Source organism: Mesorhizobium sangaii (assembly GCF_014207355.1).
GTDB classification, from domain to species: Bacteria; Pseudomonadota; Alphaproteobacteria; order Rhizobiales; family Rhizobiaceae; genus Mesorhizobium; species Mesorhizobium sangaii.
The window spans coordinates 525,214-538,023 of the sequence record NZ_JACHEF010000001.1 but is presented as its reverse complement, the minus strand read 5'-3'; the positions used below and the strand labels follow the sequence as shown (position 1 = coordinate 538,023).

General features: G+C 62.6%; 20 protein-coding genes. 14 read left to right on the top strand and 6 right to left on the bottom strand.

Going from position 1 to position 12,810, the window contains the following annotated elements:
- Positions 1-42: 42 nt before the first annotated feature.
- Complete coding sequence (gene betI, locus HNQ71_RS02760) at positions 43-702, bottom strand: choline-binding transcriptional repressor BetI (protein ID WP_184871068.1); 660 nt, start codon at positions 700-702, stop codon at positions 43-45.
- A gap of 81 nt (positions 703-783) precedes the next feature.
- Between betI and choX the strand changes: the two genes are divergently transcribed.
- Positions 784-1,722 (top strand): choline ABC transporter substrate-binding protein, encoded by a 939-nt coding sequence (gene choX / locus HNQ71_RS02755; RefSeq protein WP_184871067.1) that lies wholly within the window; start codon positions 784-786, stop codon positions 1,720-1,722.
- Complete coding sequence (locus tag HNQ71_RS02750) at positions 1,719-2,558, top strand: alpha/beta fold hydrolase (RefSeq protein ID WP_343068005.1); 840 nt, start codon at positions 1,719-1,721, stop codon at positions 2,556-2,558. Before choX ends, HNQ71_RS02750 begins: the two co-directional genes overlap by 4 nt.
- Here HNQ71_RS02750 and HNQ71_RS02745 read toward each other — a convergent pair.
- Positions 2,555-3,403 (bottom strand): NIPSNAP family protein, encoded by an 849-nt coding sequence (locus HNQ71_RS02745; protein ID WP_184871066.1) that lies wholly within the window; start codon positions 3,401-3,403, stop codon positions 2,555-2,557. The two genes, HNQ71_RS02750 and HNQ71_RS02745, sit on opposite strands and share 4 nt — an antisense overlap.
- Positions 3,404-3,643: 240 nt before the next feature.
- Here HNQ71_RS02745 and HNQ71_RS02740 point away from each other — a divergent pair, with 240 nt between their 5' ends.
- Together HNQ71_RS02740 and HNQ71_RS02735 are read left to right on the top strand one after the other, a co-directional pair.
- Positions 3,644-4,249, top strand: coding sequence for a TetR/AcrR family transcriptional regulator (locus HNQ71_RS02740; RefSeq protein ID WP_246461164.1), 606 nt, complete (start codon positions 3,644-3,646; stop codon positions 4,247-4,249).
- A gap of 98 nt (positions 4,250-4,347) precedes the next feature.
- Positions 4,348-5,478 carry a metallophosphoesterase gene (locus HNQ71_RS02735; protein ID WP_184871065.1) on the top strand — a complete coding sequence of 377 codons (1,131 nt, stop codon included), beginning with the start codon at positions 4,348-4,350 and terminating at the stop codon, positions 5,476-5,478.
- A gap of 54 nt (positions 5,479-5,532) precedes the next feature.
- Here the strand turns inward: HNQ71_RS02735 and HNQ71_RS02730 are convergent, their stop codons facing one another.
- A complete protein-coding gene (locus HNQ71_RS02730; protein ID WP_184871064.1) occupies positions 5,533-5,721 on the bottom strand; it encodes a CsbD family protein in 189 nt (62 codons plus the stop codon).
- A gap of 164 nt (positions 5,722-5,885) precedes the next feature.
- On the opposite strand from HNQ71_RS02730, the gene HNQ71_RS02725 reads away from it, so the two are divergent.
- The 9 genes from HNQ71_RS02725 to HNQ71_RS02690 all read left to right on the top strand — a co-directional run bounded on the left by HNQ71_RS02725 (position 5,886) and on the right by HNQ71_RS02690 (position 10,119).
- A complete protein-coding gene (locus tag HNQ71_RS02725) occupies positions 5,886-6,545 on the top strand; it encodes a glutathione S-transferase family protein (protein ID WP_184871063.1) in 660 nt (219 codons plus the stop codon).
- A gap of 79 nt (positions 6,546-6,624) precedes the next feature.
- The gene (locus HNQ71_RS34690; RefSeq protein ID WP_246461162.1) at positions 6,625-6,897 is read left to right on the top strand and encodes an SRPBCC family protein; all 273 of its coding nucleotides are present in this window, start codon (positions 6,625-6,627) and stop codon (positions 6,895-6,897) included.
- A gap of 12 nt (positions 6,898-6,909) precedes the next feature.
- Positions 6,910-7,092: a YciI family protein gene (locus HNQ71_RS34685; RefSeq protein WP_246461160.1), complete on the top strand. Its 183-nt coding sequence runs from the start codon at positions 6,910-6,912 to the stop codon at positions 7,090-7,092.
- Between the two features lie 400 nt (positions 7,093-7,492).
- Positions 7,493-7,702, top strand: a complete 210-nt coding sequence (locus HNQ71_RS02715) for a cold-shock protein (protein ID WP_010915421.1) — start codon at positions 7,493-7,495, stop codon at positions 7,700-7,702.
- Positions 7,703-8,069: 367 nt separating this feature from the next.
- A complete protein-coding gene (locus HNQ71_RS02710; protein WP_184871062.1) occupies positions 8,070-8,297 on the top strand; it encodes a hypothetical protein in 228 nt (75 codons plus the stop codon).
- Positions 8,297-8,704, top strand: a complete 408-nt coding sequence (locus HNQ71_RS02705) for a hypothetical protein (RefSeq protein WP_184871061.1) — start codon at positions 8,297-8,299, stop codon at positions 8,702-8,704. The genes HNQ71_RS02710 and HNQ71_RS02705 overlap by 1 nt, the downstream gene beginning before the upstream one ends.
- Before the next feature lies 1 nt (position 8,705).
- Positions 8,706-8,861 carry a hypothetical protein gene (locus HNQ71_RS02700; RefSeq protein WP_184871060.1) on the top strand — a complete coding sequence of 52 codons (156 nt, stop codon included), beginning with the start codon at positions 8,706-8,708 and terminating at the stop codon, positions 8,859-8,861.
- 4 nt (positions 8,862-8,865) lie between these two features.
- The gene (locus HNQ71_RS02695; protein ID WP_425492163.1) at positions 8,866-9,339 is read left to right on the top strand and encodes a YkgJ family cysteine cluster protein; all 474 of its coding nucleotides are present in this window, start codon (positions 8,866-8,868) and stop codon (positions 9,337-9,339) included.
- Between the two features lie 168 nt (positions 9,340-9,507).
- Positions 9,508-10,119, top strand: coding sequence for a LysE family translocator (locus HNQ71_RS02690; protein WP_111549411.1), 612 nt, complete (start codon positions 9,508-9,510; stop codon positions 10,117-10,119).
- A 20-nt stretch (positions 10,120-10,139) separates the two neighbouring features.
- On the opposite strand, the gene HNQ71_RS02685 is transcribed toward HNQ71_RS02690, so the two are convergent.
- From HNQ71_RS02685 to HNQ71_RS02675, 3 genes are read right to left on the bottom strand one after another with little or no spacing between them, the layout of a single operon-like run.
- Positions 10,140-10,526 (bottom strand): nuclear transport factor 2 family protein, encoded by a 387-nt coding sequence (locus tag HNQ71_RS02685; RefSeq protein WP_184871058.1) that lies wholly within the window; start codon positions 10,524-10,526, stop codon positions 10,140-10,142.
- 15 nt (positions 10,527-10,541) lie between these two features.
- Positions 10,542-10,991 carry an OsmC family protein gene (locus tag HNQ71_RS02680; protein WP_184871057.1) on the bottom strand — a complete coding sequence of 150 codons (450 nt, stop codon included), beginning with the start codon at positions 10,989-10,991 and terminating at the stop codon, positions 10,542-10,544.
- A 35-nt stretch (positions 10,992-11,026) separates the two neighbouring features.
- Positions 11,027-12,037, bottom strand: a complete 1,011-nt coding sequence (locus tag HNQ71_RS02675) for a zinc-dependent alcohol dehydrogenase family protein (RefSeq protein ID WP_184871056.1) — start codon at positions 12,035-12,037, stop codon at positions 11,027-11,029.
- Between the two features lie 100 nt (positions 12,038-12,137).
- On the opposite strand from HNQ71_RS02675, the gene HNQ71_RS02670 reads away from it, so the two are divergent.
- On the top strand, positions 12,138-12,746 hold the full coding sequence (locus HNQ71_RS02670) for a TetR/AcrR family transcriptional regulator (protein ID WP_184871055.1): 609 nt from the start codon (positions 12,138-12,140) through the stop codon (positions 12,744-12,746).
- Positions 12,747-12,810: the final 64 nt, after the last annotated feature.

Here is a 12,810-nt window from a genome sequence, read left to right as displayed (position 1 = left end):
TCGAGAGCACCGCATATAAGCGGCTGCGGTCAAGCCATCGACCTATCCGACGGTATTAACTTCGACCGCCGGCTCTCGCACCGGCTCCCGAATGGCGAGCCGCCCCGCGACAAAATTCTTGACCTGGCGGACCGCCTGTTCGCGCGAGACGCTGCCCGGCTGCAGGCCGAGCCGCAGCCAAAGCCCGTCGATCAGCGCGGTGACGCCAAGAGCGATGTCGTCGGCATCCGCCGGCGAGGCGAGGCCGCGCAGGCCGGACAACAGGTTCGAGCGCATGCGCGCGTGGATCACTCTCTGGATACGCGCCATCTTCTCGTCGCGCGGCACCTCGGCGCAGAGCGAAAGCCAGGCATGGCAGAGAGGAGGCTGAAAAAGATGCGGTTCGAAATTACCCTCGATCACAGCATCCATGCGCTCCATCGGGGTGATCGCCCGGCGAAGCCGCGCGATCACCGCCTGGCACAGGACCGCGTTGGCTTCGCGCATCGCGTGCTCGAACAATTCCTGCTTGTTGCGGAAATAGTGCAGCACGATTCCCTTCGAGGCGCCGGCCTGGGCCGCCACCTTTTCCAGCGTCGCGCCTGCAATGCCCTCGCGCTCCAGCACCGCGAACGCCGCCTGCCGCAGTTCCCTGCGGCGTATCTCGCTAAGACGCTTGAGTTTCACCGGATCGATCCATGCATTGCGATTCCACATTGACATTTTCGTCCGCCCAGATCAACAATTGACCAATGGGACAATAAACAGACCAAAAGGTCAATTTTGAAAATGAGGAGAACCGAAATGTTCCGCATCCTTGCAAATGGTGCCTGTCTCGCTGCCCTGGCGTTGGCCTGTCATGCGGCTGAAGCGACCGAGGCCGAACAGTGCAGGGCGGTCCGTATGGCCGAACCCGGCTGGAACGATCTTGCCTTCACCACCGGCGTTGCTAATGTCCTGCTCGGTGCACTCGGCTACCAGCCGCAGAGCTCGGTGCTGGGCATCAACGTCATCTATGAAGGCATGAAGAACAACGATCTCGACCTGTTCCTCGGCTATTGGAACCCGGCCATGGTCACCTATTACGAGCCCTACAAGAAGGATGGCTCGGTCGAAGACGTGCGCGTCAATCTGCAAGGCGCCAAATACACCTTCGCCGTGCCGACCTACGTCTGGGACGCCGGCGTCAAGGATTTTGCCGACCTGCACAAGTTCGCCGACAAGTTCGGCAAGAAAATGTACGGCATCGAACCTGGGTCCAACCAGCTGATGATGGATGCCATTGCCGATCCCTCGCTTGGCCTAGACGGCTGGCAGGTCGTCGAGTCGAGCGAAGCCGGCATGCTGTCGGAGGTCGGCTATGAGATCAAGGAAAAGCAATTCATCGTCTTCCAGGGCTGGGCGCCGCATCCGATGAACACGATGTACGATTTCAAGTATCTCACCGGCGGCGACAAATTTTATGGCCCCAACCTCGGTGCCGCGACGGTGACCACGCAGGTGCGTAAAGGCTATCTGCAACAGTGCCCGAATGCCGGGCAATTGTTGAAAAACCTCACCTTTGACATCGATATCGAGAATGTCGGCATGGGATACCTGATCAATGACGGCATGAAGCCGGAAGAGGCGGGGTTGAAGGCGATCAAGCTGAACAAGGATCGTCTGGACACCTGGCTTGCCGGCGTCACCACATTCGACGGCAAGCCCGGCCTTGCCGCGGTCAAGGAAAAGCTTGGCCTGTGAGACCGGCAGCATTTGATGCCTTGCCGAATGCCTGGGCGGAACAGGACGGCTGGGCTGGCCGCAAGCAATTCGTCAACAGCGGCGCACTCGACATCGCCTATGTCGAGGTCGCCGGCGCCGAGCCGGCGCTGCTGTTGGTGCACGGCTTCACCGACACCAGCCGCAGCTTTTCGCTCCTGGCGCCGCATCTGGCGGGACGTCGGCTGGTCATGCCGGATCTGCGCGGCCATGGCGGCTCGCAAACTGGCGAGCGCTTTGGCATTGCTGATTTCGCAAGTGACATTGCCGGATTGATCGTCCACTTGCGGCTTGACCGGCCGGTGGTCGTCGGCCATTCGCTGGGCGCCATGGTGGCTATCGCGTTGGCTGCGCGGCATGACGAGCTCATCGGCGGGCTGGTGCTGTTGGCCGGCACATTGAAGCCCGACCTGGCGCAGAACCATCCACTGGTCATGGGCGTTCAGGCTCTGCGCGACCCGATATCGCCGGCCAACCCGTTCTATGCCTGGTGGCATGCCTGCCGGCCTGGCGTGCCCCGGGCCTTTCTCGCTGGCCTGGCGAAAGACGCCTCGGAGATGCCGGCATCACGCTGGCAAGCGACCCTGAAGGAAATTCGCCGCACGGATTTGAGTGGTGCGGCACGAGCCGTGCAGGCTCGAACGCTGATCATTGCCGGCGCGCACGACCCGCTGTTCGGCGAGGCGCATCAGCGGAGGCTGTTGGATGCCCTTGTTGGGGCAAGCCTCGTGCACGCCGAGGAGTGTGGCCACAATCCTCATTGGGAGGATCCGGCCTTTGTTGCCAACGCCATCGGTAAGAGTTTCGGGTTCGATTAGCGCCCGAACAATGGGCGTGCCGGTGGCACGTCCTGCTGGGCTTCGGCACCGTTGCTATCGAACTGATGTCCAAGTCGAGAACGCGAGGTCGGGGACAGACGCAATGTCTCCGTTGGTCTGGTCAGATCCTGCCGGGCCGCTTGCCAAAACGCCTGCCATGCAGGCGAACCGGCAAGCGTGGCGTCAAGGCGGGCGTGTGTTTGCTGGCTGTCAAAACCCATGACGCTGATGAAGACGTTTTCACTGGCCCGTACCGGCAGGCGCGGAAAGCTGTTTTCGGCATGCTCGGTAACGAACGCGGCGAACAGACGCGCGCCGGGCGCCGTCATCAGCGGCGCCATTTCGGTCTCGAAGCGATTGGCGAAAATGCCCTCGGCGCCTGGCCGCAAATGATGAATCTGGGTCACAACAATGGCCGACAGGGGTTTGTTCCGGCTCGATTTCTTGTCAGCGGTGAAGCCTGCCCGCAGTGTGCCCGAGAGGTCGAAACCGGCGCCTGGCCATGCCGGCTTGAGCAGCAACACATCGTCGGAATCGATCATTGTCGCATTGGCTGGATTGCTGTGCGCCGCCCAGACCGGCCCGCCATAAAAGGCGGTCAGTGCATCCCTGCGCGCGTCCATGCCGTCGAAGCCGCGCATCCAGACGAACATGTCCGGACGATCGAGATCCCGGAACTGGCCGATGATGGTCATCCCGACGTCCTCCTGGCCCTCGATCAGTCTGCCGTCGAAGATGTCGATGAGCGTGTCGCGCTTGCCGGGCTTCAGCGTGTATTGCCGCAGCTCGACCACAGGCGAGGCGAGCACCGCAGGTTGCGGCGTGGCATTCAGGGGCAGGTTCATCCGTCAGTCTCCAAAAACAGGGCGGTTGTCCTGTTTATAAACAGACCGGTTGTCCTGTTTTGTCAACATGCTATCGTCTTCTGCCTTCTCCCCTTGTGGGAGAAGGTGGACTGGCGCGCAGCGCCAAGACGGATGAGGGGTGCTGGACGGAGCGCCGTCTGTGCCAAGCTGGAGCACCCCTCATCCGCCTTCACTTCGTTCAGGCACCTTCTCCCACAGGGGGAGAAGGGGAGATTCGCCATGGCAAGGCTTCGGTCGCGAAAACGCGTCAATGACCCCGAAGGCATGCGCAACAAAGTGCTCGATGTCGCGGAGGCGGCGTTTCAGGCGCGCGGCTATCATGCCTCCAGCCTTGGCGACCTGATGGCGGCCGCAGGTGTCAGCGGTGGCGCGCTGCATCACCATTTCCCGACCAAGAAGGCGCTGGCGCTGGCGGTGATCGACGAGCGTGTGGCGGCAGCGGTCGAGGCGACATGGATCGCGCCGGTGCAGGCGGCGGCCTCGGCACGCGACGGCGTGCGCGCGGTGTTCGAGGCTGTGGCCGCCGAACTGGAACAACAGGGTTTCGTGCGCGGCTGCCCACTCAACAATCTGGCGCATGAACTGTCGCTCGCCGATCCCGATTTCCGGGCGGCACTTGCCCGCATCTTTTCGGCATGGCGCCAGGCGATCGCCGACAAGGTCAGGGCCGACCAGCGGGAGGGCAGGGAGCAAGGCACCGACCCGCAGCGCTTTGCAGCACTTGCCGTAGCGACCTATTCCGGCGCCATGTCCATGGCCAAGACGGCGCAGGATGCGGGTGTGCTGCGCGACTGCCTGCCGGCGCAGGGTGAGGCCTGGAAATGATCCCGAAACGTGATCGAGCTGTTCTGTCACGCTGCTGTCGCGATGTCTCGCGTTGAACTGGACGGCCGGCCGCTCTCCATGCTGAAATTCACCTCACGATGAATCGCCGCTCGCCTGGTTTGTTTTCTCGACGCAGCTTTCTGGCCCAGGCCGCGGGATTTGCCGCGGCCGGCGCGTTGTCGTGCCCGGCACGCAGCCAGACCGGGCAGCGTATTCAGCCGATCGACGCCACCTTCCTGTTCATCGCCGATGTCCATGCCTGTCGCATGGTGAGCGGCTTGAGCCCCAACTGCCAGAAGGAAGGCAAGACCGACGCCGCGCTGCTGCGCAACGTCGCGGCGCTGAACGCACTCGGCGACAAGGACTGGCCGGCCGAGATCAACGGCGTCGCCACCGGTCTGCGCTCGGCCGGCAGCCGTATCGCCACGCCGCTTGGCCTCGTCGTCGGTGGTGACATCACCGACGATGGCGGCGGCCAGATCACCCAGCCGAGCGAGGGCACCCAACTGCTCCAATTCAGCCAGCGCTACCAGCAAGGCGTCGGTTCCGATCGCGTGCATGTGCCTGTCTATGTCGGGCTCGGCAACCACGATCTCGACCAGAACGGACCGCCGCACCATGTCGACTGGTACCGGCGCGAAATGCGCGACTATGTCGAGGTCAATCACCGCGCCGGCGTGTTCTTCAAGCCGCCGGTGCCGGCCACCGACTACGACGTCGACACCGATTGTTATTCCTGGGACTGGGGCGGCCTGCATCTTGTGCAGACGCATCGTTTCGCCGGCGACACCGGGCACGGCGCCGACAGCAGCCTGCCATGGCTGAAGCAGGATCTGGCGACCTACGCGGCGGATGGCCGCCCGGTCATCCTGTTCCAGCACTATGGCTGGGACACCTTCTCGATAGAACGGTGGGATGCCGCCAAAAAGACCTATGACGATGACGGTTCCGGCGCGCCGCACTGGTGGAGCGAGGCCGACCGGCAGGCCCTACTGGCGGCGCTTAAGGGCTACAATGTCGTCGCCATTTTCCACGGCCACAAGCACGACACGCCGCTGATCTACCGCCGTGACGGGCTCGACCTCATCAAGCCGAAGGCGGCCTATATGGGTGGCTTCGCGCTGGCCAGGGTGACCAGCGACGCCATGGACGTGGTGCTGGGCGAGGCGACCGGTGATCATGGCGAGGTCGCCTTCACCAATGCCTTCAGCAAGGACTGGAGCACATGAAAAAGGCGGACCCGGCGGCCACCTTTTTCAGGCAAAAGCGACACCCGATGGGGATCAGAGCGCCTTCTTGACCTTGTCCTTCACGTCGCCATAGGTCTTCTGCACTTTGCCGGCGATCTTGTCGGCCGTGCCTTCGGCCTGGGTCTGCCTGTTGCCGGTCGCCTTGCCGGCAGCTTCCTTGATCGAGCCCTTGACCTGCTTGGCCACGCCCGCGACCTGATCCTTGTTCACCATTTTCCGCATCTCCTGGGAGTTTGAATTCGAGGAATTCGTCCGCGGAGGCTAACGAGCCGGCGTCGGTTAGGTTCCAAGCCTCCCCAGCCGCGGATCAAAGTTGCGCAACCGCTTTCGGCGGCAAGGCTGGCAGGCTAAAGGACTTCAGGATAATCGTGCGCGCGGGGAGAAAAATGGCTGAATTCACACTCTATATCGGCAACAAGTGCTTCTCCTCATGGTCGCTTCGGCCATGGGTGGCGATGAAGCATCTGGAGATTCCGTTCGAGGAAGGGTTTGTGCGGCTGCGCACGCCTGAGACCGCTGCCAATCTCAGCAAGGTCTCGCCGACAGGGCTGGTGCCGGTCCTGAATCACAATGGCAGGATCATCTGGGAAACCCTTGCCATCCTTGAATATCTTGCCGATCTGTTTCCCGAGAAGATTCTCTGGCCGGCCGATATCGGCGCCCGTGCGTTGGCGCGCTCCGTTGCGACCGAGATGCATTCCGGTTTTCGCGAGGTCCGCTATGGCTGGCCGATGAATTTGCGTCGACCGAAAGGCCACAAGCCGCTCGACGCCGAGGGCGAGGCGCAGCGGGAGCGCATCGAGACACTGTGGCGTGAGTGCCGGGAAAAACACGGCAGGGGTGGCCCGTTCCTGTTTGGCCATTTCACCGCGGCCGACGCCATGTATGCGCCGATCGTCACCCGCTTCGACACCTATGGTGGCACCCTGGCACCCGACACTAGAGCCTATGTCGATGCGGTGCTTTCAATGCCGGCAATGCGTCACTGGTACGCGGAAGCGGCCAAGGAAACCTGGCCCGAGCCCGGTCCGCACGAACAGGACTGACCTGGCGTGCGGCTTCGAGCCGCGCAACCGCAAATATGGTTTCAGGCGATGCGGCGGAGGGCGCCTGTCTGTCCGGCCAGTGCTGGTCGAGGAAGTCGGCCACCCCTTCCACGATTGTCTCCCAACCCGGCTGACCTTACGCCATGAAGGGTTTGGAGTCCGCCAAGGCGCGTGCCGCGATCACGGCTCCGGCTGGGAGCGCGTGCTCGGTTGGCTGGCCGCTTTCCTCACCAATGAAGCCGGCAGCAAGCCACAAGGCGTGTTCCACTGCCGGCTGATCCCGCCTCGGCCCGACTTTGCCTTCACCCTGACCGATGCAGAAAAAACACTGATGAAGCAGCACTCGGACTAACTGCGCGGCAAATTGGGTGAGGGGGGTGTCATCCTGTTTGGGCCGGTCGCCGATCCTGCCGGTCCATGGGGGCTCGGTATCGTGTGTGCCGACGATGAGGCCGCCGTCGGGGCGCTGACCGAGGCGGACCCGACGGTTCGTTCCGGGTTGGGCTTTCGGTACGAGATCCTGCCAATGATGACCGCCGTGATGTGAGGTTCGGGGGCCAAAACAAAACGCCCCTCGCGCCTTTTATCGCGCGGGAGGCGTCTTTTACCATCAGCCTTTCCTTCGATTGCTCTCAAGAACTGCTGACGACACAGGCAAAATGCACGGGCGCCGATCCGGTTCCCGGCATTTTGCGTTTTTTTGGAGCTGCCGCGTTTCGCTTCCTTCTCGCCAGACAACTTCGCGTCCGCTACCGGTGGCGGCTAAACAGAAATTGACACGACGCAAAAAGAAGCCTACAAGAGTTTCGTCGATATTTGTTTGACCGACTTTTGTTATCCGCGCACGCATGCGCGCTTTTGACGAACTTCCCCATCAAAAATCGAGACAAAAATCGTTGTGCATTCGCACGGCGATTAACGAATATTTGCCATGGAAAGGGTTCGTCATGAGCACCGGCACAGTTAAATGGTTCAACGCCACCAAGGGTTTTGGTTTTATTCAGCCTGACGACGGCTCGGCCGACGTTTTTGTCCACATTTCGGCCGTAGAGCGCGCCGGCATGCGCGACATCGTCGAGGGCCAGAAGCTCGGCTACGAGATGGTCCGCGACAACAAGTCTGGCAAAATGTCCGCCGACCAGTTGAAGGCGGCCTGAAAACAGGATTCGGCCTTCCCGGTGACCACGGATGTACTGGCACCGGTGAATGGCGAATTCGGGCGCATGGCCGCGGAGGCCTGAGTCTCCACGGCATGTCATGCGCATGAGAAGGGCGTTGCCTTGCATCCATCCCTGTGCATCCTTCTGGATGTCGCTGGATGCGCGGAGCTCTCATGGAAGGTCAGGCGGTGCCTGGCCTTTTTCATTTTGCGCGTCTTGCCGCCGAAAGTGCACTGCGCGTCGGCCTGAACGTGCTAAGGGACGCTCCAGAAATTTGAATCCGCTGCCGCATTGCTTTGCGCGTGGTCCTGACCGAAGACCCGGTCTCGCCATGTCTGCACCAGCTCCTGACAGGAGAAAGATTTTGACCGCCAATTCGAAGACATCCCCTGATCAGGCCGCGTCCCTGTTCAGCAAGACGCAGACCCAGTCGATGTCGCTCAACCGCATCATTTCCGAGCGCGATGCCGTCAGCGAGGCCCGGGAAGCTAAGACCGCGCGGCTGCGCGAACAGCGCCTGGAGAAAGAGGCTGATGAGATGGCCGCGGCTGCGGCGCTTGCGGCCTTGCCGAAACGAGTCGGAAAACGCTGATGGCCACCAAGCGCGTCCCGCCAACGCCGATCGCGACCGACGCGACCATTGCCGACATGGTCGAAGGCCTCGACAAGCCGGTTGAATATGTCCGGCGCGTGCTGGAAAAACTCGAACGCTGCAAGCGTGCCCATGGCGACGCGCAGGTGCGCGTCGGCGTGCGTGGCCGGGCTGAGTGCCCGAACTACCTGATCGAATATGTCCGCGAAGACACCAAGACGCATGAGCGGGTGACTTATCAGGATGCCGCCTACAGCGGCAGCACGCATCGCGAACTGGCGTCCCACCACATCGAGGCGGTGAAGAATTGGTCGCCCGAGGAAATGAACATCACGGCGGTTTCGGCGCTGATCGGCCGCTTGCGCAATCCGCGCGCACCATCATCGCGCTTCGCCGACGAGGACTGACATGGCCATAAAATTCTCCGCTAAGGACCAGCCTGCAACGCCTGCTGCTGCAAAACCGGCCAAGCCGGTTGCCGCGCCGAAAGCCAACGAAGCCGCGACCGATCTGTTCAAGTCGCCGGTGGATGCGCCAAAGGGCAAGACAGGCAAGAAGAAATAACGTCTTGCCGCAAGACGCCGATCACAACCCTGCCGCGCCGGAGCTATTCGCCTCGGCAGGCGCTGCAAGCCTTTCGTCGTCGCAACGCATCGATCCTGTCTTCGACTGCCAGAGCTGCGGCGCCTGCTGTTCCTATTCGGCGGAGTGGCCGCGCTTTTCCACCGAGGACGACGCACAGCTCGACCGCATTCCGGAAAAATATGTGGCGGCCAACTTGTCTGGCATGCGTTGCGAGGGCGTGCGCTGCTCGGCCCTCTCCGGCGAGATCGGCAAGTCGACCGCTTGCGGCATCTATGAAGTCCGCCCGGATGTCTGCCGCGCCTGCATGCCCGGCGACGACGATTGCCTGATGGCGCGCCGGGCGCACGGATTGCCGGTTGAACTGCCGATCTCCCCCCTCGTGGGGGAGATGCCCGGCAGGGCAGAGGGGGGCGCTGTCCCGCCAACGGATCAATCCGGTTCCAAACCAAACTATTGAACAGCTTTCGAACGGCAAAAAGGAGTGAGAGGATGGCGATCCTTCGCGTCCCCCTCTGTCCTGCCGGACATCTCCCCCACGAGGGGAGATTACGCTAATCGCCGCCGCTTGTGCGCCGCGCCACAGCTCGATACCTTCCTCGCAGGCAGGGCGCCGGAGGAAACCATCGTGAGCATCGAATTTCTGTTGACTTCGCTGATCGTCGTAGCTTCGCCCGGCACCGGCGTTCTCTACACTTTGAGCGCCGGTCTTTCGCGCGGCGCGCGCGCCAGCATCATCGCCGCCTTCGGCTGTACACTCGGCATCATTCCGCACATGGCCGCCGCCATCACCGGCCTTGCGGCGCTGCTACACACCAGCGCGGTTGCCTTCGAGACGCTGAAATATCTCGGCGTCGCCTATCTGCTCTACATGGCCTGGAACACGCTGAAGGAGAAAGGTGGTCTGAGCGTCGAGCAGGATGTGACGCCGCGCTCGGCCGGCAAGGTGATTGCCACCGGCATCCTCGTCAACGTGCTCAATCCGAAACTGTCGATCTTCTTCTTCGCCTTCCTGCCGCAATTTGTCAGCACCACCGAACCCAATGCACTGTCGAAGATGCTGGAGCTCAGCTCCGTCTTCATGCTTTTGACCTTTGTGGTTTTCGTCGGCTACGGCGTCTTCGCCGCCTCGATCCGCAGCCATGTCGTATCGCGGCCGATGGTGTTGACCTGGATGCGCCGGACCTTCGCTGGCGCGTTTGTCATGCTCGGCGCAAAACTGGCGTTGGCAGACCGCTAGCGACGCGCGGCCAGGGGCGGCTATCCCTTGACGTACCCCATCGCTTCGACGATCAGCCCGTCCTCGACGCGCATCAGATTGACGCCGCGGATGGAGTTGCCGTCGGCGAGCCAATAGCGCCAACGGATCGTCGCTCGTTCGCCCGCAACGAATGTCTCCTCAAGGTCGAATCGCGTGCCGGGCTGGGTGGCGATCGCCGACCACAGCTGGACGCATGCCTCCCGACCGACATGACGGGCGCCGTCCGGTGCCGGCACGGTGTTTTCGATCACGCAGTGCTCGGCGACCAGGCGGGGGAGTGCCGACGGATCATGCAGCTGGAACACGTCGTTGAAGCGCTGCATGATTTCAGCTGTCTGCCGGGAGTGTTCGTCCGGATGAAGGGTCACGCTGCTGTCCTGTTTCATCTCATCCTCCTGATTTCATTGTTGCGTGGTGGCGGTCGCGACGAGCTCGGCTTTGAGCGTGATGGTTGCCACGCCGGCCAGGGCGCGCGACACAAGGCATGCGGCTTTCGCCGTTTCCGCCAGGTTCTGGAATTCGTTCGGGTCAATGCCCGGGATCTCGGCTTGGGTCTCGATTTCGATGCGGGTGATCGTCGGCCCGGCAGCGGTTGCGCCGAGATGCACCTTGGCGATGGTGCTAATGCTTGTCGGGATGTGCTTGGCGCCGCCCAGTATAGCGCTCAAAGCCATCGAGAAGCAGCCGGCATGCGCCGCCGCAATCAGTTCCTCCGGGTTCGTGCCCCGACCGTTTTCGAAACGCGACGGGAAGGAATAGGCGCCTTCGAACACACCGCTGCCGAGCCGTAGCCGGCCTGAACCTTCCTTCAGCGTGCCTTGCCATTCGGCCGAAGCTTCACGAATTGTCATTGTCTGCGCTCCTTTGGTTGTGAGAAATGGCTGGGTCAGGCGCCGTCGACGACCACTTTCCCGAAGACGTCGCCCTTCTGGAAATAGCGGTACGCATCACCGGCTTCGGTGAAGGCAAAGACCTTGTCGATGACGGGCCGCAGTCGATGCTGTGAGACAGCGCGCAGCATGGCTTCGAGATTGGTCCGGCTGCCAACGAAAAGCCGACTGATGGTGGCGAGGCTGCGCTGGTAGAGCGCTGCCGGCATCTCGATTGACCTGCCTTGCTGGTCCTGGAGCGTCAGCAGCACGATGTGCCCGTAGAGCGTGCTGGCGATCAGCGATTGCGCGAAGGTCGCCGGGCCACCGGTTTCGACCACGAGGTCGATGCCGCCGGTTTGGTCGCGGACAGCCGCACCCCATTCGGGCGTCTCCGATGTCGAGATCACAAGGTCGGCGCCGAGCGCGCGCAGCCTGTCGGCCTTCCCGCCGCGTGAGGTGACGGCGACGACGCGGCAGCCGAGCAGCTTGGCGAACTGCAGCGCAAACAGCGAGACGCCACCCGAGCCGATGGCCAGAACCCACTGGCCAGGCTTCGGAATTCCGGCGCCCGTCACCGCATTCCAGGCGGTCAGCCCGGCGCAGGTCAGCGTTGCTGCTTCATGCCAGTCAAGATGATCGGGCAGGCGCACCGCCCATTGCTCGTCGAGAACGGCATATTCGGCCAGCATGCCATCCAGCGTGCAGCCGAGCTGATCGATGAGCCCGGCGTTGATACGGCCGTCGACCCAGCGGGCGAAATAGCTACCGGTCACACGATCGCCAACGGCAAAGCGGGTGACGGCATCGCCGATGGCGACGATCTCGCCAGCCCCGTCGCTGAGGGGAACGATGCCCTGGCGCGGCGTCAGCGGATAGGTGCCATTGAGGATCATCGTATCGCGCCGGTTGAGCGAGGTGGCGCGAACGCGCACCACGATCTCATGCGGTTTCGGCTCCGGCCGGACCTCGTCGCGCATCACCAGGCATTCGGTCCCGCCGGACCCTTCAAGACGATAGGTGAGCATGTCGGCCTCTACATAATATGTAGACTGATCTACATATTATGTAGACCGATTGTCATATTCGATGCAAGACCTATAATGATGCGTGCTGACAGAGGTTGACATGGCCAACGACACCCGCACCCGCATACTCGAGACGACGGCGCTGCTGCTCAGGCAGCGCGGCTATCACGGCACCTCGCTCAACGACATATTGAGCGCCAGCGGTGCGCCGCGCGGCTCGCTCTACTTCCATTTTCCCGGCGGCAAGGACCAGCTGGTCATCGAGGTGACGCGTGATAGCGTCGACAAGGTGACGCAAAGGCTGGGCGAGGCGCTCGCCGCTGAGCGGGATCCGGCAGTGGCCGTCCACCATATCTACCAAGAGGTCGGACACATGCTCGAGGAGAATCAATTCACGCTCGGCTGCCCGATCGCACCCGTGGTGCTGGATTCGCCGACCGATGTGCCGGAGCTGGCCGAACTGTGCCGGTCGGCCTTCGAGCAATGGATCGGCTTGCTGCGAGAGGCCTTCGTCAGGGCAGGGGTGCCCGGGCGCCGCGCGCAAGCCTTGGCGCTGCTGGTCGAATCGTCGCTGGAAGGGCTGATGGTGATCGCGCGCGCCACCCGCGACCGCGCCCCATTGCAGGCGGTCGCCGACGAAGTCGCGGCACTGATTGAAGGCGCGGTGCTGGCTGGAGAGGCACGGCGACGCGCGGATGCCGCGGTCTGAGGCCAGTCGAGGCGCTGCGATCAAGGTGCACGCGAACAAAAAGGGCGCCTTTCGGCGCCCTTTC

Coding starts and splice junctions, on each gene's coding strand:
- betI (WP_184871068.1), bottom strand. CDS start 702: ATGTCAATGTGGAATCGCAATGCATGGATCGATCCGGTGAAACTCAAG.
- choX (WP_184871067.1), top strand. CDS start 784: ATGTTCCGCATCCTTGCAAATGGTGCCTGTCTCGCTGCCCTGGCGTTG.
- HNQ71_RS02745 (WP_184871066.1), bottom strand. CDS start 3,403: ATGAACCTGCCCCTGAATGCCACGCCGCAACCTGCGGTGCTCGCCTCG.
- HNQ71_RS02740 (WP_246461164.1), top strand. CDS start 3,644: ATGGCAAGGCTTCGGTCGCGAAAACGCGTCAATGACCCCGAAGGCATG.
- HNQ71_RS02735 (WP_184871065.1), top strand. CDS start 4,348: ATGAATCGCCGCTCGCCTGGTTTGTTTTCTCGACGCAGCTTTCTGGCC.
- HNQ71_RS02730 (WP_184871064.1), bottom strand. CDS start 5,721: ATGCGGAAAATGGTGAACAAGGATCAGGTCGCGGGCGTGGCCAAGCAG.
- HNQ71_RS02725 (WP_184871063.1), top strand. CDS start 5,886: ATGGCTGAATTCACACTCTATATCGGCAACAAGTGCTTCTCCTCATGG.
- HNQ71_RS02715 (WP_010915421.1), top strand. CDS start 7,493: ATGAGCACCGGCACAGTTAAATGGTTCAACGCCACCAAGGGTTTTGGT.
- HNQ71_RS02705 (WP_184871061.1), top strand. CDS start 8,297: ATGGCCACCAAGCGCGTCCCGCCAACGCCGATCGCGACCGACGCGACC.
- HNQ71_RS02700 (WP_184871060.1), top strand. CDS start 8,706: ATGGCCATAAAATTCTCCGCTAAGGACCAGCCTGCAACGCCTGCTGCT.
- HNQ71_RS02685 (WP_184871058.1), bottom strand. CDS start 10,526: ATGAAACAGGACAGCAGCGTGACCCTTCATCCGGACGAACACTCCCGG.
- HNQ71_RS02680 (WP_184871057.1), bottom strand. CDS start 10,991: ATGACAATTCGTGAAGCTTCGGCCGAATGGCAAGGCACGCTGAAGGAA.
- HNQ71_RS02675 (WP_184871056.1), bottom strand. CDS start 12,037: ATGCTCACCTATCGTCTTGAAGGGTCCGGCGGGACCGAATGCCTGGTG.
- HNQ71_RS02670 (WP_184871055.1), top strand. CDS start 12,138: ATGGCCAACGACACCCGCACCCGCATACTCGAGACGACGGCGCTGCTG.